Origin of the sequence: Burkholderia sp. BCC1985 (genome assembly GCF_905339915.1) — a bacterium.
In the GTDB taxonomy this organism is placed as follows: Bacteria; Pseudomonadota; Gammaproteobacteria; order Burkholderiales; family Burkholderiaceae; genus Burkholderia.
The window spans coordinates 1-18,932 of sequence record NZ_CAJPGY010000052.1; the positions used below are offsets into that span (position 1 = coordinate 1).

19 protein-coding genes and 1 pseudogene are annotated in these 18,932 nt (G+C 68.8%); 4 read left to right on the forward strand and 16 right to left on the reverse strand.

Annotated elements, in window-relative coordinates; genetic code table 11:
* The 4 genes and pseudogenes from U4Z31_RS32195 to waaA all read left to right on the forward strand — a co-directional run.
* A pseudogene (locus U4Z31_RS32195) lies at positions 1–463 on the forward strand (phosphomannomutase/phosphoglucomutase); the annotation flags it as partial.
* A gap of 177 nt (positions 464–640) precedes the next feature.
* Positions 641–1,636 (forward strand): lipopolysaccharide heptosyltransferase I, encoded by a 996-nt coding sequence (gene waaC, locus U4Z31_RS32200; protein ID WP_124487740.1) that lies wholly within the window; start codon positions 641–643, stop codon positions 1,634–1,636.
* Positions 1,637–1,688: 52 nt separating this feature from the next.
* Entirely contained in the window at positions 1,689–2,573 is an 885-nt protein-coding gene (locus tag U4Z31_RS32205; protein ID WP_321812473.1) for a Kdo hydroxylase family protein, read from the forward strand.
* 37 nt (positions 2,574–2,610) lie between these two features.
* Positions 2,611–3,945 carry a lipid IV(A) 3-deoxy-D-manno-octulosonic acid transferase gene (gene waaA, locus U4Z31_RS32210; RefSeq protein ID WP_321812474.1) on the forward strand — a complete coding sequence of 445 codons (1,335 nt, stop codon included), beginning with the start codon at positions 2,611–2,613 and terminating at the stop codon, positions 3,943–3,945.
* 61 nt (positions 3,946–4,006) lie between these two features.
* Here waaA and ureG read toward each other — a convergent pair whose 3' ends face one another.
* The 16 genes from ureG to hemN all read right to left on the reverse strand — a co-directional run bounded on the left by ureG (position 4,007) and on the right by hemN (position 18,792).
* Positions 4,007–4,654 carry an urease accessory protein UreG gene (ureG, locus tag U4Z31_RS32215; RefSeq protein WP_044846268.1) on the reverse strand — a complete coding sequence of 216 codons (648 nt, stop codon included), beginning with the start codon at positions 4,652–4,654 and terminating at the stop codon, positions 4,007–4,009.
* Between the two features lie 14 nt (positions 4,655–4,668).
* A complete protein-coding gene (locus U4Z31_RS32220) occupies positions 4,669–5,349 on the reverse strand; it encodes an urease accessory protein UreF (RefSeq protein ID WP_321812475.1) in 681 nt (226 codons plus the stop codon).
* Positions 5,336–5,962, reverse strand: a complete 627-nt coding sequence (gene ureE / locus U4Z31_RS32225; protein ID WP_321812476.1) for an urease accessory protein UreE — start codon at positions 5,960–5,962, stop codon at positions 5,336–5,338. The genes U4Z31_RS32220 and ureE overlap by 14 nt, the downstream gene beginning before the upstream one ends.
* An 18-nt stretch (positions 5,963–5,980) precedes the next feature.
* On the reverse strand, positions 5,981–7,687 hold the full coding sequence (gene ureC / locus U4Z31_RS32230; RefSeq protein WP_044846265.1) for an urease subunit alpha: 1,707 nt from the start codon (positions 7,685–7,687) through the stop codon (positions 5,981–5,983).
* A gap of 28 nt (positions 7,688–7,715) precedes the next feature.
* Positions 7,716–8,021 (reverse strand): urease subunit beta, encoded by a 306-nt coding sequence (locus tag U4Z31_RS32235; protein WP_321812477.1) that lies wholly within the window; start codon positions 8,019–8,021, stop codon positions 7,716–7,718.
* A 14-nt stretch (positions 8,022–8,035) separates the two neighbouring features.
* Positions 8,036–8,338, reverse strand: coding sequence for an urease subunit gamma (gene ureA, locus U4Z31_RS32240; RefSeq protein ID WP_006406310.1), 303 nt, complete (start codon positions 8,336–8,338; stop codon positions 8,036–8,038).
* Positions 8,339–8,575: 237 nt separating this feature from the next.
* Positions 8,576–9,451: an urease accessory protein UreD gene (locus U4Z31_RS32245; RefSeq protein WP_321812478.1), complete on the reverse strand. Its 876-nt coding sequence runs from the start codon at positions 9,449–9,451 to the stop codon at positions 8,576–8,578.
* Positions 9,452–9,624: 173 nt separating this feature from the next.
* On the reverse strand, positions 9,625–10,317 hold the full coding sequence (gene urtE / locus U4Z31_RS32250) for an urea ABC transporter ATP-binding subunit UrtE (protein WP_124521600.1): 693 nt from the start codon (positions 10,315–10,317) through the stop codon (positions 9,625–9,627).
* Positions 10,318–10,321: 4 nt separating this feature from the next.
* Entirely contained in the window at positions 10,322–11,179 is an 858-nt protein-coding gene (urtD, locus tag U4Z31_RS32255) for an urea ABC transporter ATP-binding protein UrtD (protein ID WP_321812479.1), read from the reverse strand.
* The gene (urtC, locus tag U4Z31_RS32260; RefSeq protein WP_321812480.1) at positions 11,176–12,363 is read right to left on the reverse strand and encodes an urea ABC transporter permease subunit UrtC; all 1,188 of its coding nucleotides are present in this window, start codon (positions 12,361–12,363) and stop codon (positions 11,176–11,178) included. The genes urtD and urtC overlap by 4 nt, the downstream gene beginning before the upstream one ends.
* 1 nt (position 12,364) lies before the next feature.
* Complete coding sequence (urtB, locus tag U4Z31_RS32265; protein WP_321812481.1) at positions 12,365–13,984, reverse strand: urea ABC transporter permease subunit UrtB; 1,620 nt, start codon at positions 13,982–13,984, stop codon at positions 12,365–12,367.
* A gap of 133 nt (positions 13,985–14,117) precedes the next feature.
* Positions 14,118–15,425: an urea ABC transporter substrate-binding protein gene (gene urtA / locus U4Z31_RS32270; RefSeq protein WP_124522153.1), complete on the reverse strand. Its 1,308-nt coding sequence runs from the start codon at positions 15,423–15,425 to the stop codon at positions 14,118–14,120.
* Positions 15,426–15,974: 549 nt separating this feature from the next.
* Positions 15,975–16,298 carry a rhodanese-like domain-containing protein gene (locus tag U4Z31_RS32275; RefSeq protein ID WP_006758748.1) on the reverse strand — a complete coding sequence of 108 codons (324 nt, stop codon included), beginning with the start codon at positions 16,296–16,298 and terminating at the stop codon, positions 15,975–15,977.
* An 11-nt stretch (positions 16,299–16,309) separates the two neighbouring features.
* Entirely contained in the window at positions 16,310–16,966 is a 657-nt protein-coding gene (locus U4Z31_RS32280; protein WP_124487749.1) for a protein-L-isoaspartate O-methyltransferase family protein, read from the reverse strand.
* Between the two features lie 104 nt (positions 16,967–17,070).
* Positions 17,071–17,328 (reverse strand): hypothetical protein, encoded by a 258-nt coding sequence (locus tag U4Z31_RS32285; RefSeq protein ID WP_044846256.1) that lies wholly within the window; start codon positions 17,326–17,328, stop codon positions 17,071–17,073.
* Positions 17,329–17,400: 72 nt separating this feature from the next.
* Positions 17,401–18,792: an oxygen-independent coproporphyrinogen III oxidase gene (hemN, locus tag U4Z31_RS32290; RefSeq protein WP_321812482.1), complete on the reverse strand. Its 1,392-nt coding sequence runs from the start codon at positions 18,790–18,792 to the stop codon at positions 17,401–17,403.
* Between the last annotated feature and the right edge of the window lie 140 nt (positions 18,793–18,932).

The following is an 18,932-nucleotide window of genomic DNA, read 5'->3' on the forward strand; positions in this document are numbered from 1 at the left end:
GGTCAAGGCGAAGCTGCGCGAGACGGGCGCACCGCTCGCGGGCGAGATGAGCGGCCACGTGTTCTTCAAGGATCGCTGGTACGGCTTCGACGACGGCCTCTACACGGGCGCGCGCCTGCTCGAGATCCTCGCGAAGACGGCCGATCCGAGCGCGCTGCTCAATGCGCTGCCGGACGCGATGAGCACGCCGGAGCTGCAGCTCAAGCTCGAGGAGGGCGAGAACTTCCGCCTGATCGAGAAGCTGCAGCAGGAAGCGAAGTTCGACGGCGCCGACGAAGTCGTGACGATCGACGGCCTGCGCGTCGAGTACCCGGACGGCTTCGGCCTCGCGCGTTCGTCGAACACGACGCCGGTGGTCGTGCTGCGCTTTGAAGCGGAGACCAAGGAAGGGCTCGAGCGCATCCAGGCGGACTTCCGCCGCGTGCTGACGGCCGCGAAGCCGGACGTCGAGCTGCCGTTCTGAACCCCGGCGGCCTGCGGGCCGCCCCCGGTGCGACGACGGTAGAAGGATCGTCGCGCCATTCCCGAAAAGCGGCGCACGCTGACGGCGTGCGGCCGCTTTTTGCCTGTGTGCCTCCCCGGGCGCGATAAAATCGCGTCTTTATGCCTGTCGCCGGCTGTCCGCCGGCGTTTTTTCAGCGTGCAAAAGATCCTGATCGTGCGCGTGTCGTCGCTGGGCGACGTCGTGCACAACATGCCGGTGATCGCCGATATCCGGCGTCGCCATCCCGACGCGCAGATCGACTGGCTCGTCGAGGAGAGCTTCGTCGACCTCGTGCGGCTCGTCGACGGCGTGCGCGACGTGCTGCCGTTCTCGTTGCGCCGCTGGCGCAAGAAGCCGTTCTCGGGCGCGACGTGGCGCGAGATCCGCGCGTTCCGCAAGCGCCTCGCGGCCGAGCAGTACGACCTCGTGATCGACTGCCAGGGGCTCATCAAGACAGCCTGGGTCGCGAGCTGGGCGCGCGGCCCGCTCGCCGGCCTCGGCAATCGCACCGACGGCGCCGGCTACGAATGGCCGGTGCGCTTCTTCTATCGCAAGCGCGTGCCGATCGCGCCGCGCACGCACGTGGTCGAGCGTTCGCGCCAGCTGGTCGCGGCCGCGCTGGGCGACCCGGCGCCGACGCCGGCCGATCCGGTCGACTTCGGCCTCGATACGCGTGCGGCGGCGCGCGCGGTCGCGACGCTCGGCCTGAACCTGCCGGTGCCGTACGTGGTGTTCGTGCATGCGACGTCGCGCGCCGACAAGCAGTGGCCGGATGCCGCTTGGATCGAGCTCGGCCAGGCGCTCGTGCGGCGCGGCGCGTCGCTCGTGCTGCCGTGGGGCAACGACGCGGAGCGCGCGACCAGCGAGCGGCTCGCTCAGTCGTTCGGCGCGGCGGCGATCGTGCCGCCGAAGCTGTCGCTGCCGGCCGTCGTCGGCCTGATCGACGGCGCGGCCGCGACGGTCGGGGTTGATACAGGTCTGGTTCACATCGCGGCCGCGCTGAAGCGTCCGACGGTCGAACTGTACAATTTCGCGACGGCCTGGCGCACCGGCGGATACTGGTCGCCGAACGTCGTCAATCTCGGCACGGCGGGGCAGCCGCCGTCGATCGCGCAGGTGAAGGCGGCACTCGCGGGCTTCGGCCTGCTGTGATGCCCGTCATGCCTGTCCTGCCTGCCTTGCCTGTCACGCACGCGAACCGATCATGAGCGAATCCCAGATCATCGAAGTCCCGTCCGCCGACTGGAGCGGACACAACCTGTCGACGCCGCGCGAGCAGCTGCTCGCCGCGGTCGAGGAAGGCAAGGTGCTGTATTTCCGGCACCTGCGCTTCGCGATCGAAGGCGGCGAGGAAGCGTTGCTCGATCCGGCGCTCGCCGACCCGAAACGCAAGAACATCAGCCTCGCGCCGAACGGCGGCGCGCTCGTCGGCGTGCTCGGCGACAGCGTCACGCAATCGGCCGTGCGCGCGCTGGTCGCGCGCTTCCAGCAGCAGGCCGGCACGCTCGTCGACGGCCTGTTTCCCGAATACCGCGGCAAGCTGCGCGTCGCGCCGACGAGCCTGCGGCTGATGCAGGTCGAGACGCGCCAGACATCCTGGCGCAAGGACGACAGCCGGCTGCACGTCGACGCGTTCCCGTCGCGGCCGAACTACGGCGAGCGGATCCTGCGCGTGTTCACGAACGTGAACCCGGCCGGCGTGCCGCGCGTGTGGCGTGTCGGCGAGCCGTTCGAGGACGTCGCGAAACGCTTCCTGCCGAAGATCCGGCCGCAGTTGCCGGGCTCGGCGTGGCTGTTGAACCTGCTGCACGTGACGAAGTCGCCGCGCAGCGCGTACGACCACCTGATGCTGAACCTGCACGACGGGATGAAGGCCGACCTCGACTACCAGAAGACTTGTCCACAGCAGACGATGCCGTTTCCGCCGGGCAGCGTGTGGATATGTTTCTCCGATCAGACTTCGCACGCTGTGATGTCCGGCCAGTTCATGCTCGAGCAGACCTTCTTCCTGCCGGTCGACGCGATGGTGCGTCGCGAATGCGCGCCGCTCGGGATTCTCGAGCGCCTGCAGGGCAGGGCGCTGGTTTGAGCGCGACTTTTCACCGACGCAATACGAGGGCTGCTGCATGCTGAGGGCGATCTATCGCGCGCTGTGGTGGCTCGTCGCGCCGATCGCGGTGATCCGGCTCCTCGTGCGCTCGCGCAAGGAGCGCGGCTATCGCGAGCACATCGGCGAGCGCTTCGGCCACGTCGCCGGCCGTTCGCCGGACGATCGCGCGCCGCTGATCTGGGTGCATGCGGTGTCGGTCGGCGAGACGCGCGCCGCGCAGCCGCTGATCGACGCGCTGATGTGCGCGCGGCCCGACGCGCGCATCCTGCTCACGCACATGACGCCGAGCGGCCGCGCGACCGGCGAGCAGATCTTCGGCGATCGCGTGCTGCGCTGCTATCTTCCGTACGACATGCCGGGCGCGGTGCGGCGCTTCCTGCGCGCCTGGCGGCCGACGCTCGGCCTCGTGATGGAAACCGAGGTGTGGCCGACGCTGATCGACGAGTGCCGCCGCGCGGACGTGCCGCTCGTGCTGACCAATGCGCGGATGTCCGCGCGCTCGCATCGGCGCGCGGCGAAGTTCGGCGCGGCGACGCGCGACGTGTTCGGCGGATTCTCGCGCGTGCTCGCGCAGAGCCCGGCCGACGCGGAGCGGCTGACGTCGCTCGGTGCACGCAACGTGGCGGTGCTCGGCAACCTGAAGTTCGACATGACGACGCCGCCGGAGCTGGCGGCGCGCGGCCACGCATGGCGCGACGCGATCGGCACGCGGCCAGTGTGGGTCGCGGCCAGCACGCGCGAGAACGAGGAGGCGCTGGTGCTGCAGGCGTTCGCCGCGATGAAGACGGCCGGTGCGCTGCTGATTCTCGTGCCGCGTCATCCGCAGCGCTTCGCCGAAGTGGAAGCGCTGGTCGCGCGCAATGGGCTCAAGTGCGTGCGGCGTTCGGTGTGGGCCGCCGACCGACCGGCCGCCGAACCGTTGCCGGCCGACGTGACGGTGCTGCTCGGCGATTCGATGGGGGAACTCGGCGCGTACTATGCGGCCGCCGACGTCGCGTTCATCGGCGGCAGCCTGCTGCCGCTCGGCGGGCAGAACCTGATCGAGGCGTGTGCGGTCGGCGTGCCGGTGCTGATCGGCCCGCACGTGTTCAACTTCACGCAGGCGACCGCCGATGCGGTCGCGGCCGGCGCGGCGATGCAGGTCGCGGATCCGCTCGATCTCGCGCACGTGCTCGATGCGCTGTTCGCCGACCACGCGCGGCGCGTCGCGATGGGCGCGGCCGGCGCCGCGTTCGCGTCGCGCCATCGCGGCGCGACCGCGCGCTCGGTGGACGTGCTCGCGGCGCTGCTGCCGCCCGTCGAGCGCGGCGGGCGTGCGATGCACGGCGCGGCCGACGCATCCGACGACTGAGCGGGCGGCGCAAGGCCGTCCCCCGGGCCGACGTGGCGGCGGCATGTCGCCGCCGCGTCGCTCACACCGTCAGCAATCCTTTCCTTTCGATGAACGCGACGACATCGGCGACGCCCTCGAGCGCTTTCAGGTTCGTCATCACGTAAGGCCGCTCGCCGCGCATCTTCTTCGTGTCGGACGCCATCACGTCGAGGTTCGCGCCGACGAGCGGCGCGAGATCCGTCTTGTTGATCACGAGCAGGTCGGACTTCGTGATGCCGGGCCCGCCCTTGCGCGGAATCTTCTCGCCGCCGGCCACGTCGATCACGTAGATCGTCAGGTCAGACAGCTCGGGGCTGAAGGTCGCCGCGAGATTGTCGCCGCCCGATTCGATGAACACGATGTCGGCGTCGGGGAAGCGCGACAGCATGCGGTCGACGGCCTCCAGGTTGATCGACGCATCCTCGCGGATCGCCGTGTGCGGGCAGCCACCCGTCTCGACGCCCATGATGCGTTCCTCGGGCAGCGCGCCCGCGACCGTCAGCAGGCGCTGGTCTTCCTTCGTATAGATGTCGTTCGTGATCGCGACGAGGTCGTAGCGCTCGCGCATCGCCTTGCACAGCATTTCGAGCAGCGTGGTCTTGCCGGAGCCGACCGGGCCGCCGATGCCGACGCGCAGCGGCGGCAGTTTCTTGGTGCGGCGGGCGGAGGAGGTTGCGGGTGCGTTCATGGCGTGGATCGGGTTCAGGAGCGGAACAACCGCGAATACTGGGTTTCGTGCCGCGCGGACAGGATGCCGAGCTGCGGCGCGAACGTGTTGATGGCGTCGGGCGGCGTCGCGAGCGCGCGGCGCACGGCCGCGTCGATCGCGCCGCGCAGCGCGACGATGATGCGCTGGCCGGCGAGCTGGCCAAGCGGCACCGCTTTCAGCGCGGCCGACGTCTGGTTCTCGACCCAGCCGAACGCGTATGCGGCGAGTGTGGCTTCGGCGCCGGCACCGTGTGCGGCGGCCGCGTATGCGAATGCGGTCGGCAGCGCGATCGGCGTGAGCGATGCGAGCGTCGCGCGGCGTGCGGCATCGCCCCATTCGAGCGACGCGCACAGTTGCGCGAGCGACCAGCCCATCTGCTCGGTCTCGCGGCGCAGCTCCGCCGATTCGCGGCTCGCGACGAACCATGCGTTCTCGCGCGCCAGCGCGTCGGCGTCGTGCGCGTGCCAGCGCGCGAGCTGGTGCGCGAGGAACGGCAGCTCGCCGTGTGCGAGCACGTCGGTCAGGCCGCTCGCGATCCAGTCGCGCGCGGTGTCGGCGTCGCGGATCAGGTTCGCGTCGAGCGCGGCTTCGAGTCCCTGCGAATAGCTGAACGCGCCGATCGGCAATGCGGGCGACGCGAGATGCAGCAGCGCGACGAGCTCAGTGGTGGTCATGACCGTGGTGGCCGTGCGAGCAGCCGGGACCATGCTGATGATCGTGATCGTGATCGTGATCGTGATCGTGATCGTGCGAGTGCGAGTGCGAGTGGCCGTGGTGTTCGCCGAAGACCTGCTGCGCGAGCGCGTAGTCCTCGGCGAACGTCGCATCGTGCCCGTGCTTGTGGCCGCCACCATATGCGCCGGCTTCCGGCTGGAACGGTGCGCTCGTTTCTTCGACCTGCGTGTCGAGCCGGTGCAGCATGTCAGCGAGCACCGGATCGGCTTCGAGCTTCAGGTAACCGTCGCCGATCTCGACCGGCGTGTGACGGTTGCCGAGGTGATACGCGGCGCGCATCAGCGTGAGCGGGTCGGCCGCGCGCACGAGCAGCACGGTCTCGGAGGCAGCTGCGACGCGCACGAGCGCGCCGTCGTCGGCGACGAGCACGTCGCCGTCGCGCAGCACGGTGCCGCGCGGCAGCAGGACCGCGACGTCCTCGCCGGTGTCGAGCGTGGCCGCGAGGCGGCTCTTGCAGCGGGCGTCATAGGCGAGCGTGAGCGTCGGCGCGCGCGCGACGAGCGACGCGGCGAGCTTCACGTTCGGGGCAATGCGTTTGTCGAGGGTGCGCATGGAACGGAAAACCGGAAATCAGAACAGGAAATAGCGCTGCGCCATCGGCAGCACCGTCGCCGGCTCGCAGGTGAGCAGCTGGCCGTCGGCGATCACGTCGTAGGTTTCGGGATCGACGCTGATCGACGGGCGCCATGCGTTGTGGATCATGTCGGCCTTCGTCACGTTGCGGCAGTTGCGCACGGGCACGACGCGCTTCGCGAGCCCGTAGCGTTCGGCGATGCCCGCGTCGGCCGCCATCTGCGACACGAAGGTCAGCGACGTGCGCGCGAGCGCACCGCCGCGCGTGGCGAACATCTCGCGGTAGTGGACCGGCTGCGGCGTCGGGATCGACGCGTTCGGGTCGCCCATCTGCGCCATCGCGATCATCCCGCCCTTCAGGATCATCGACGGCTTGATCCCGAAGAATGCGGGCTCCCACAACACGAGGTCGGCCCACTTGCCGGGTTCGATCGAACCGACTTCGTGCGCGATGCCGTGCGTGATCGCCGGGTTGATCGTGTACTTCGCGACGTAGCGTTTCGCGCGGAAGTTGTCGTTGCGCGCGCCGTCCTCGGGCAGCGCGCCGCGCTGCACCTTCATCTTGTGCGCGGTCTGCCAGGTGCGAATGATCACTTCGCCGACGCGGCCCATCGCCTGCGAGTCGGACGACAGCATCGACAGCGCGCCGAGATCGTGCAGGATATCTTCGGCCGCGATCGTCTCGCGGCGGATCCGCGATTCGGCGAACGCGAGATCCTCGGCGATCGACGGATCGAGGTGGTGACACACCATCAGCATGTCGAGATGCTCGTCGAGCGTGTTGATCGTGTACGGGCGCGTCGGGTTGGTCGACGACGGCAGCACGTTCGCTTCGCCGCACACCTTCAGGATGTCGGGCGCATGGCCGCCGCCCGCGCCTTCGGTGTGGTACGTGTGGATCGTGCGGCCCTTGAACGCGGCGACGGTCGATTCGACGAAGCCGCCTTCGTTCAGCGTGTCGGTGTGGATCGCGACCTGCGTGTCGGTATCGTCGGCGACCGACAGGCAGTTGTCGATCGCGGCGGGCGTCGTGCCCCAGTCTTCATGCAGCTTCAGGCCGATCGCGCCGGCCGCGATCTGCTCGACGAGCGGCTGCGGCAGGCTCGCGTTGCCCTTGCCGAGGAAGCCGAGGTTGATTGGCCAGCCGTCGGCGGCCTGCAGCATGCGCTCCATGTGCCACGGGCCCGGCGTGCAGGTCGTCGCGTTGGTGCCGGTCGCCGGCCCCGTGCCGCCGCCGAGCATCGTCGTGACGCCCGACGCGAGCGCTTCGTCGATCTGCTGCGGGCTGATGAAGTGGATGTGCGTGTCGATGCCGCCGGCCGTCACGATCAGCCCTTCGCCGGCGATCACTTCGGTCGCCGCGCCGATCGCGATCGTCACGCCGGGCTGGATGTCGGGATTGCCGGCCTTGCCGATCGCGGCGATGCGGCCGTGCTTGATCGCGATGTCGGCCTTCACGATGCCCCAGTGATCGAGGATCACCGCGTTCGTGATGATCGTGTCGGGCACGTCGGCGGCCACGCGCTGCGACTGGCCCATCCCGTCGCGAATCACCTTCCCGCCGCCGAATTTCACCTCCTCGCCGTAGGTCGTGAAGTCGCGTTCGATCTCGATCAGCAGTTCGGTATCGGCGAGCCGCACGCGGTCGCCCGTCGTCGGCCCGAACATTTCCGCGTACGCGCGGCGGCTCAAGCGTAGTGTCATGTGCTGTTCCTGAAGAGCGGGGCGCGGCTTACAGCGGCCCCATCACCTTGCCCTGAAAACCATAGACGGCGCGTTCGCCGGCCAGCTCGACGAGCTCGACGGTGCGCGCCTGGCCCGGCTCGAAGCGCACGGCCGTGCCGGCCGCGATGTTGAGCCGGAAGCCGCGCGCGGCCGCGCGATCGAACGACAGCGCGTCGTTGACTTCGAAGAAGTGGTAGTGCGAGCCGACCTGCACCGGGCGGTCGCCGGTGTTCGCGACGACGAGCGAGATCGTCGCGCGGCCCGCGTTCAGTTCGTGCTCGCCGTCGTCGGTGAGGATTTCGCCGGGGATCATGCGTGCTACCTCGGTCACGGAATCGGGTGGTGGACGGTGACGAGCTTGGTGCCGTCCGGGAAGGTCGCCTCGACCTGGATGTCGGGGATCATCTCCGGCACGCCATCCATCACGTCGTCGCGCGTGAGCAGCGTCGTGCCGTAGTGCATCACCTCGGCGACGGTCTTGCCGTCGCGCGCCGCTTCCATCAGCGCGGCGGTGATGAACGCGACCGCTTCCGGATAGTTGAGCTTCAGCCCGCGCGCGCGGCGGCGCTCGGCCAGCAGCGCTGCCGTGAAGATCAGCAGCTTGTCCTTTTCTCGGGGAGTCAGTTTCATGAAGGCAGTCGTTCAGGAAAACGTAATTTTTATCGGTGCGCGGAATGCCGGCCAGGGGCGCGGTTCATCGTAGCACCGCGCCGTTGTTACTGCGTCGTGTATCCGATATGTAAGCAGCAAGGTGCGTGCCATGTCGGTGCAGCGCGCGGCGATGCGCGATCGTGGTGCGCGATGCATGGATCGTGGGCAGCGCGGGCGGCGCTGCTGCGCCGAAACGGTGCGTGCCGGGCCGCGCGCTCAGGTCTGCCAGAGGCGCAGCGGTCGCGCGTCGGCGCCGTGCACGAGCGGGCGCAGGTGGAGCCAGCAGTCGGTGAAGTGACGCTGCAGCGCTTCCATCGACGTCGACACCGCGCGCACCAGCACGACGCCCGGCGTCACGCAGGTCGCGCCCGCACGCAGCGTGTCGTCGAACGGCATCCGCGCGGCAAGCGTTTCGGCGAGCGCGGCATCGCACGCGGCGCCGGCCGCCCACAGCGTGCCGTACACGGGAAAGCCGGCGAGGCCCTGCAGCGCGCCGCGCAGCGGATCGTGCGCGTCGAGCAGCGCGCGCTCGGTCCACAGCGGCCGGCCGTCGGCGTCGACGAGTGCCGAACCCGACACGATGCGGCCCGCCGACCACGTTTCGCCGGCCGCCTGCCGGCCGAGCTGCGTCGCGTCCCAGCCGATCGCGCTCGCGCCCGCGCCGAGCGTCACCGTGAAGTCCAGTGCGGCGTGGGCCGCGTCGAAGAACAGGTTGTTCTGCGGCAGCCAGTCGAGCTTCGCGTGCGCGCCGACCGTGATGCCGATGCGTTGCGTCGCGTCGAGGCCGTTCGACTTGTACCACTTGGTCGCGCCGGGCGTCGTCAGCACCGCGTGCGTGCCGTCGCCGAGCGCGATGTCGATGTCGAGCCGGTCGCCGCCCGCGACACCGCCCGGCGGGTGGACGATGACCGCGTGGCAGATCGCGTCGCCTTCCGGATACAGCGGCCGCTGCACGCGCAGCGGGCCGTCGTGCAGCCGATGGACGAGCGTCGTGCGCGCGCCGTGCCGTTCGAAGCCGAGTTCGAGACGGCCGCGCCATGACTTGGCGACGGCGGGGCGGGACAGCGGGGCGTGGGAATCGAGGGCGGACATCGGCGGGAAGCAGGGAACGGGCGCGGTGATCGAGGATGCTACCGCAACACTATACGCTTGGGTGTTCGGGTTGCCGAACGTGGCGAAGGGGAGCGGCGACGGCGCCGGCCATCGCGTGACATGCGTCGACCGTCGGCGCCACGCGTGGGCGCAATCATGCGCTGCGTGGCGCGCTACACCGCGATCAGCTCGCGCACGCCGTTCGTCTCCATGTCCCGCGCATCGCCGCCGGCGATGACCTCGCCGCGGCTCATCACCCAGTAATGGTCCGCGATCGAGCGCGCGAAGTCGTAATACTGTTCGACGAGCAGCACGGTCATCTTCGATTCGTCGACGAGCTGGCGCAGCGTGCGGCCGATGTCCTGGATGATCGACGGCTGGATGCCCTCGGTCGGCTCGTCGAGGATCAGCAACTGCGGCTCGCTCATCAGCGCGCGGCCGATCGCGAGCTGCTGCTGCTGGCCGCCCGACAGGTCGCCGCCGCGCCGGGCGCGCATGTCCTTCAGCACCGGGAACAGGTCGTAGATGCGGTCGGGCACTTTCGATGGCGCCTTGCGGCTTGCCGCGCCGACGAGCAGGTTCTCCTCGACGGTGAGCCGCGGAAAGATGTCGCGGCCCTGCGGCACGTACGCGAGCCCGGCCGCGACGCGCGCATACGGCGGCAGTGCGCCGAGCGCGGTGCCGCGCCACGACACGCTGCCGCTCTTCGCGGCGACGACGCCCATCAGGCAGCGCAGCAGCGTGCTCTTGCCGACGCCGTTGCGGCCGAGCAGCACGGTGAGCTTGCCGTCGTCGGCGGCCAGCGTCACGTTGCGCAGGATGTGGCTGCCGCCGTAGTACTGGTTCAGTGCATCGATCTTCAGCATTGCGTCACCGTCCGAGGTAAGACTCGATCACCGCGTCGTCGCGCTTGACCTGGTCGAGCGTGCCTTGCGCGAGCACCGCGCCTTCGGCCATCACCGTCACGCGGCCCGTGTCGCCCGCGAGCGCCGCGACGAACTCCATGTCGTGCTCGACGACCATCATCGAGCAGGTGCCGCGCAGCGTGTTCAGCAGTTTCGCGAGTTCCATCGTCTCGTGGTCGGTCATCCCGGCCGCCGGCTCGTCGAGCAGCAGCAGGGCGGGGCGCTGCATCAGCAGCATGCCGATCTCGAGCCGCTGCTTCTGCCCGTGCGACAGCTCGCCGGCCGCGCGGTACGCGTCGCTTTCGAGGCCGATCAGCGCGAGCGTCTCCTCGATCTTCGCCTGCGCCGTGCGGTCGAGCCGCGCGCGCAGCGACGCGAGCCAGCCCTTGTCGGTCTGCATCGCCAGTTCGAGGTTTTCCCACACCGGATGCTGTTCGAACACGGTCGGCTTCTGGAACTTGCGGCCGATCCCCGCGCGCGCGATCCCGGGTTCGTTCATTCGCGCGAGGTCGATGGTCTGGCCGAGAAACACCTTGCCCGCATCGGGCCGCGTCTTGCCGGTGATCACGTCCATCATCGTCGTCTTGCCCGCGCCGTTCGGGCCGATCACGCAGCGCAGCTCGCCCGCGTCGATCGCGAGCGACAGCTTGTTCAGCGCGCGAAAGCCGTCGAAGCTCACCTCGATGTCCTCGAGGTAGAGGATCGTGCCGTGCGACGTGTCGATGCCGGGCGGCGCCACGCGGCCCATCGATGCGCTGCCGCTGACGGCCAGCAGCTCGTCCTCGGGCGGCGGCGTGAACTGGTAGAGGGCGGTGCCATTCATCCGCGTTTCCCCTTTGCGAGCAGCGTGTCGACGAGGCCCATGATGCCGCGCGGCAGCAGGAGCGGCACGAGCACGAAGATCAGGCCGAGAAAGAACAGCCAGTATTCGGCGAAGTACGCGGTAAAGAGGCTCTTCGCGCCGTTCACCGCGAACGCGCCGACGATCGGCCCGATCAGCGTACCGCGCCCGCCCACCGCGACCCAGATCGCCATTTCGATCGAGTTGCCGGGCGACATCTCGCCGGGGTTGATGATGCCGACCTGCGGCACGTACAACGCGCCCGCGATCCCGCACAGCATGGCCGACAGCGTCCACACGAACAGCTTGTACGCTAGCGGGCTGTAGCCGAGGAACATCAGCCGCGTCTCGCCGTCGCGCACCGCGGTGACCACCCGCCCGAGCTTGCTGGTGACGATTGCGCGCGCAACGATGAACGCGAGCACGAGCGTCGCGAAGGTCAGCAGCAACAGCACCGTGCGCGTGCCGGGCGACGTGATCGGAAACCCGGCGATGCGCTTGAAGTCGGTGAAGCCGTTGTTGCCGCCGAAGCCCGTCTCGTTGCGAAAGAACAGCAGCATCGCCGCGAACGTCAGCGCCTGCGTGATGATCGACAGGTACACGCCCTTCACGCGCGAGCGGAACGTGAAGAAGCCGAACACCCACGCGAGCACGGCCGGCACGAGCACGACCAGCGCGAGCGCCCACGCGAGATGCTGCGTGCCGCTCCAGTACCACGGCAGTTGATGCCAGTCGAGAAACACCATGAAGTCGGGCAGGTCGCTGCCGTACTTGCCGTCGCGGCCGATCTCGCGCATCAGGTACATGCCGATCGCATAACCGCCGAGCGCGAAGAAGAGGCCGTGGCCGAGGCTGAGAATGCCGCAGTAGCCCCACACGAGATCGAGCGCGAGCGCGGCGATCGCGTAGCACATCAGCTTGCCGGCGAGTGTCATCGCATACGCGGACAGATGGAACGCGCTCGACTCGGGCGCGACCAGCGCGGCGAGCGGCACGCCGATGCCGATCGCGACGCACAGCGCGACGAGCGCGAGCCATGCGCGACGCGACAGCTGCGCGGGGCGGGGCGGCAGGCCGAGCGCGAATTTTTCTTCCGCACGCGCGGCGGCAGCGGGCTTCGGCGCGTCGGCGATCGGCTTCGACAACGAATCGGTGATTGAAGTCATGTCAGGCCTCCGCGCTGCGTCCCTTCGGGGCGAACATGCCCTGCGGACGTTTCTGGATGAACAGCACGATCATCACGAGCACCGCGATCTTCGCGAGCACGGCGCCCCAGAACGGCTCGATTGCCTTGCTGACGAGGCCGAGCCCGAAGCCGCCGAGCACGGTGCCGGCGATCTGGCCGACCCCGCCGAGCACGACCGCCATGAACGAATCGATGATGTAGTTCTGCCCGAGGTCGGGGCCCACGTTGCCGATCTGCGACAGCGCGCAGCCGCCGAGGCCCGCGATGCCCGCGCCGAACGCGAACGCATACGCGTCGACGCGCGCGGTCTTCACGCCGACGCACGCGGCCATCCGCCGGTTCTGCGTGACCGCGCGCACGAACAGGCCGAGCCGCGTCTTCGTCAGCACGCCCCACGCGACGCACACGACCGCGAGCGCGAACGCGAGGATCGCGAGCCGGTTGTACGGCAGGATCAGGTTCTGCATCACGGTGACGCCGCCGCTCATCCACGACGGGTTCACGACCTGCACGTTCTGCGCGCCGAACAGCATGCGCGTCGCCTGGATCAGGATCAGGCTCACGCCGAAGGTCGCGAGCAGCGTCTCGAGCGGGCGGCCGTACAGGTGCCGCAGCACGAGCCGCTCCAGCACGACGCCGACCAGTGCGGCCGCCGCGAACGAGACGGGCACCGCGACGAGCGGATACCAGTCGAACGCGGCCGGCGCGTAGCGCTGGATCAGCGTCTGCACGACATAGGTTGCGTACGCACCGATCATCAGGAATTCACCGTGCGCCATGTTGATCACGCCGATCAGCCCGTACGTGATCGCGAGGCCGAGCGCCGCGAGCAGCAGCACGCTGCCGAGCGACAGGCCCGCGAACACGGTGCCGGCGATTTCGCCGCGGCGCTGCAGCGCGTGCAATGCGTCGAGGCCTTGCTGCGCGGCGTCGCGCACGCGCGCGTCGGGTTCCGTGTAGCTGCCGTCGGCATTCTTCGCGACGAGCGGGCGCAACTGCTCGATCATGTCGAGGTCGCGGCGCGCGGCCACCACCTGCACGGCTTCCAGACGCTTCGCCGGATCGGCGTCGTGCAGCGCGGCGATGGCCCACAGTGCGTCGAGGCGGCGCTTCAGCGCGGGATCGGTTTCCTTCGCGCGCGCGCGATCGATCATCGGCTTGAGCGCCGGGTCGGGCGACTTCAGCAGCGCATCGATCGCGTCGCGGCGCGCGGCCACGTCGGGCGACGCGAGTGCGAGGCCCGACAGCGCGCCGGCGATCTTCGTGCGCAGCAGGTTGTTCAGCATCACGGGCTGCGCGTCGCCGGCCTGCGTCGCGGCTTGCGTGAGCGCGTCGTGCGCGGTGTCGCCGGTCTGGATCAGCAGGCGGCCGTCGCCGGTCGCGAGCGCGTCGCCGCTCGACAGCGCATTGAGCAACGCGACGGCGCGCGGGTCGGCATCGGCGGCGAGACGGTCGACCGCGGCCGTCTTCGCGTCGAAGTCGTCGCCGGCGAGCGCGGCGGTATCGGCGGCCGTCAGGGCGAACGCGGCGCGCGGCAGTGCGCCCGCCAGCGCGGCACAGGCGACGACCGCGACGGCGGCGCGGCGAAAGCGTGTAGGCATCGGGAGATCCTGTCGGGCGTGGGAAAGCGGGTTCGTGCGGCGGTGCGCGTGCGATGCGTTACGGTGAGTATCGGCATTCGCGCACCGACCTGCAAGCGGAGCGCCACGCCGGTGCGCCGCGCCCCGCATCGCATCAGGCCAGCGCCGCGCGCTGCCGGCGCAGGAACGCCGGGATCGAGCTGACGATGTCCGGCTTGCCCTGGTTGCCTGCGATGAACGGGCTCCACGGCTGCGCGCGCACCGCGGTCTTCGTCTTCCACACGACGTTGAATTGCCCGTCGCCGCGGATCTCGCCGATCATCACCGGCTTGTGCAGGTGATGGTTGCCGTCCATCGTGAGCGTGAAGCCCGAGGGGCCGGCAACCGTCTGGCCGATCATCGCGACGCGCACCTTGTCGACGTCGGTGCTCTTCGCCTTTTCGACGGCCTGCTTCCACATGTGGATGCCCACGTAGGTCGCCTCCATCGGATCGTTCGTCACGCGCTTCGCGCCACCCGGCAGGTTGTTCGCCTTTACCCACGCGGCGAACTGGTCCTTGAACTTCGTGTTGGTCGGGTTCTTCACCGACATGAAGTAGTTCCACGCGGCGAGATGGCCGACGAGCGGCTTCGTGTCGATCCCGCGCAGCTCTTCCTCGCCGACCGAGAACGCGACCACCGGCACGTCGGTCGCCTTGATCCCCTGGTTGCCGAGTTCCTTGTAGAACGGCACGTTCGAATCGCCGTTGATCGTCGAGACCACGGTCGTCTTGCCGCCCTGGGCGAAGTTCTTGATGTTCGCGACGATCGTCTGGTAATCGCTGTGGCCGAACGGCGTGTAGACCTCCTGAATGTCGGCGTCCTTCACGCCCTTCGATTTCAGGAACGCGCGCAGGATCTTGTTGGTCGTGCGCGGATACACGTAGTCGGTGCCGAGCAGGAAGAAGCGCTTCGCGCCGCCGCCTTCCGCGCTCATCAGGTACTCGACGGCGGGGATCGCCTGCTGGTTCGGCGCGGCGCCCGTGTAGAACACGTTGCGCGACATTTCCTCGCCTTCGTATTGCACCGGGTAGTAGAGCAGGCCGTTCAGTTCCTCGAACACCGGCAGCACCGACTTGCGCGACACCGACGTCCAGCAGCCGAACACGCACGCGACCTTGTCCTGCGTGAGCAGCTGGCGCGCCTTCTCCGCGAACAGCGGCCAGTTCGATGCGGGATCGACGACCACCGGCTCGAGCTTGCGGCCCATCACGCCGCCGTTCTTGTTGATCTCGGCGATCGTCATCAGCGCCGTGTCCTTCAGCGACGTTTCGGAGATCGCCATCGTGCCCGACAGCGAATGCAGGATGCCGACCTTGATCGGGCCCGTGCCCGCATCGGCCGCGTGAGCGAACGGACTCTTGCCTGCCAGCGCGAGTGCACCGGCCATCGAACCGAACTTCAACAGACTGCGACGTTTCATCGGGATCCCCTTGTCATGTTGGATGTGCGTGCGCCGTGGCGGCGCCGGCATCGGAGTAACGCAAGGCATGTGCCAGTCGCGCCGATGCACGCCAGGCGTGCCTGTGCGGGGCGGCGCGGGGCGCCGGCGCGGTGCGCATGACGCGTCGTGCAGCATGCGCGATCCGTTGCGGTGCGCTCGCGCGGGCGCAAATGGTGCACGGCGGGGCCCGGGTTCGAGCGCGTGCGCCGCACGTCGAAGGAGGTGCGGCGCGGGATCGATGCGCACGCATCCGGCCGTGTCGTGTCGGCGTCGCGTGCACACGGCTTGGTCATGAAGTGCCAGGGGAAGGGCGAGGCGCTCCGCTCGACGGGTGCGTTGCCCGGGTTCTCGCCGCCTCGCGTCATCGAGCGGACGCGGATGGCCGGCGTGCGGAAACAAACGAAAGAGGATGGAACGGTGCAGCAGAAACGCAAACGGGCGCGCGATGCGCGCCCGTTCGGCGGGACTGGAGCGATCGGCTATTACTCGCCGGTCGCCGTGGCGGCGCGCGATGCGCCGCCGGGAAGGTCAGTAACGCGGTACGGACGGATCGACGTCACGCGACCACGCGTCGATGCCGCCCTGCAGGTTGTACAGCTTCGTGAAGCCGCGCGATTCGAGGAACATCGCGACTTGCGCGCTGCGCATCCCGTGATGGCACACGCAGACGATTTCCGCTTCGTCGTCGAGCTCCTCGCTGCGCGCGGGGATCTGCTGCATCGGGATCGACACGCTGCCGGCGATCTGCGCGGTCGAGATTTCCCACGGCTCGCGCACGTCGAGCACGACCGGCGCGGGGCGCGCCGGATCGCGAAGCCATTCCGCAAGCATCGCGGGCGTCAGGATCTGCATGGGGCCGCCGCTCAGAACTTGAAACGCGACGGTTCGATCGCGTTGACGAGGTGGTCGACGTAGGTTTCGAATACGTCGGCGACGCGGTACTGCTTCTCGTCGATGCGCGTGATGACCTGCGCCTTCATCACCGGACGGCCGCCGACGAACGCCGACAGGCGGCCGCCGATCTTCAGCTGTTCGAGCATCTGCTGCGGCACGACCGGCAGGCCGCCCGCGACGCAGATCACGTCGTACGGCGCCTTGTCGGGCCAGCCGAGCGAGCCGTCGCCGAGCGCGACTTCCGCGTTCGTCACGCCGTCGTTGCGCAGGTTGTCGGCCGCGAACTTCGCGATGGCCGGATCGATCTCGACGGCCGTCACGTGCTGCGCGCGATGCGCGAACAGCGCGGCCAGGTAGCCCGAACCCGCGCCGATCACGAGCACGTTCTCGTGCTTCTTGACCGCCAGTTCCTGCAGCACGCGCGCTTCGACGCGCGGGAACAGCATCTTGCTGCGGCCGCCGGGCAGCGGCAGCTCGAGGTCGGCGAACGCGAGATCGCGGTGTTCGGGCGACACGTAGTGTTCACGCTTGACGATCGACAGCAGGCCCAGGACGTCCAGATCCAGCACGTCCCACGGCCGGATCTGTTGTTCGATCATGTTGAAACGCGCGTTTTCGATATTCATGGTGTGGTCACGCAGCCAGGTCGGCCATCAGCGGGGATAGAGAAACTTCGTGATTGTACCAAACGGGGCGGCGGCGAAGCCTTCAGACGGCCTGCAACAGACCTTTACGCCTTGCTCTTCTTGATCTGCGCCTCGAACGCGAGGTCGAGCTTGCTCGCCTTGCGCGGCTTTTTGGGGCCGAATTCGTCGACGAACCTGACGAATTCGTCGAGCGGCAGCGGCTCGCTGCGTTTCTCGGCGGTGCCGCCGGAGCGGTCGACCAGGTAGAACAGGCCGCCCGCCATCGCGACGGCGGCGAACTGCGGGTTGCCGGAACGGGTCTTCAGGCGTTCGACCGCGTGGGTTGCTTTGGTGGTGCGCATCGTGCGGGTTCTTGCAGGGGCGTGGAGCCCCTTACTTTATCAAACCGGCCGCCCGCATGCGGCCGTGCGGTGTCAGACGGTGCGCGAGTAGCGCTGATGCGGCGTCTGGCCGAGGTACGCGTCGAACGCCATCGCGATGTTGCGCACGACCATCCGGCCGGCCGGATGGATCGTCAGGCGGTCGCCGGCGACGGTCAGCAGGCCGTCCTGCTCGAACCCGCGCAGCGCGTCGAGCTCGCGCGCGAAGTGATCGGCGAAGCGGATCCCGTGCGCCGCCTCGATATGCGAGAACGGCAGTTCGAGGTTGCACATCAGCTGCGTGATCACGTCGCGGCGCAGCCGGTCGTCGGGCGTGAGCCGCACGCCGCGCGCGATCGGCAGCCGGCCCGCGTCGAGCGCGGTGCCATAGGCCGGCAGGTCCTTCGCGTTCTGTGCGTAGACGTCGCCGACCTTGCCGATCGACGACACGCCGAAGCCGACCAGGTCCGTATCCGCGCGCGTGCTGTAGCCCTGGAAATTGCGTTGCAGCGTGCCGTTGCGTTGCGCGCGCACGAGTTCGTCGGACGGCCGCGCGAAGTGATCCATCCCGATGTACACGTAGCCGGCCTGCGTCAGCATGTCGATCGCGAGGCCGAGCAGTGCGATGCGCGTTGCGGGCGGCGGCAGCGTCGCGTCGTCGATCTGCCGCTGCATCTTGAACAGGTGCGGCATGTGCGCGTAGCCGAATACCGACAGGCGGTCCGGCGCGAGCTCGATGATCGTCTCGAGCGTGCGCGCGAACACGGCGACCGTCTGGTGCGGCAGCCCGTAGATCAGGTCGACGCTGACCGATTGGAAGCCCGTCGTGCGCGCGGCCGACAGCAGGTCGGCCGTCATCGCGAGCGGCTGGACCCGGTTAATCGCCTGCTGCACGACCGGATCGAAATCCTGCACGCCGAGGCTCAACCGGTTGAAGCCGATGTTGCGCAGGTGGACGAGCGTCGCGGGCGTGACCGTGCGCGGGTCGATCTCGATCGAGAACTCGGCGTCGGCGTCCGGCGCGAGCGCGAAATGTTCGCGGGTGGCCGCCATCAGCTCGGCGGTTTCGTCGTCGGACAGGAAGGTCGGCGTGCCGCCGCCCCAGTGAAGCTGCGTGACCGGGCGCGCGGGATCGAACAGCGCGGCCTGCAGCGCCAGTTCGCGCTTCAGTTGCTCGAGATACGGGCGCGCGCGGCGGCGGTTGTTGGTCGCGATCTTGTTGCAGCCGCAATAGAAGCAGGCCGTGTTGCAGAACGGGATGTGGAAGTACAGCGACAGGTCGCTCGCCGACGCGCCGGGATCGCCCGCGGCGCGCACGTAGTCGGCCGGGTCGAATTCGTCGCGGAACTGCAGCGCGGTGGGGTAGGACGTATAGCGCGGCCCGTTCGCGCCGTACTTCGCGAGCAAATCGGGACGGAACAGTGTGTCGGCAGAACCGGAACTCATGATGGTCTCGCGCTTTTTGGATGCTCTGGAGTATATGAACGCGCGTTTCGGCTGCATTGTGTAATAACGTCGCAGCCGGCGGTGGCACAATGCGCGGTGGCCTGCCGCACGCTGCGTCCGGTTGCCGCACCGTTTTTTGT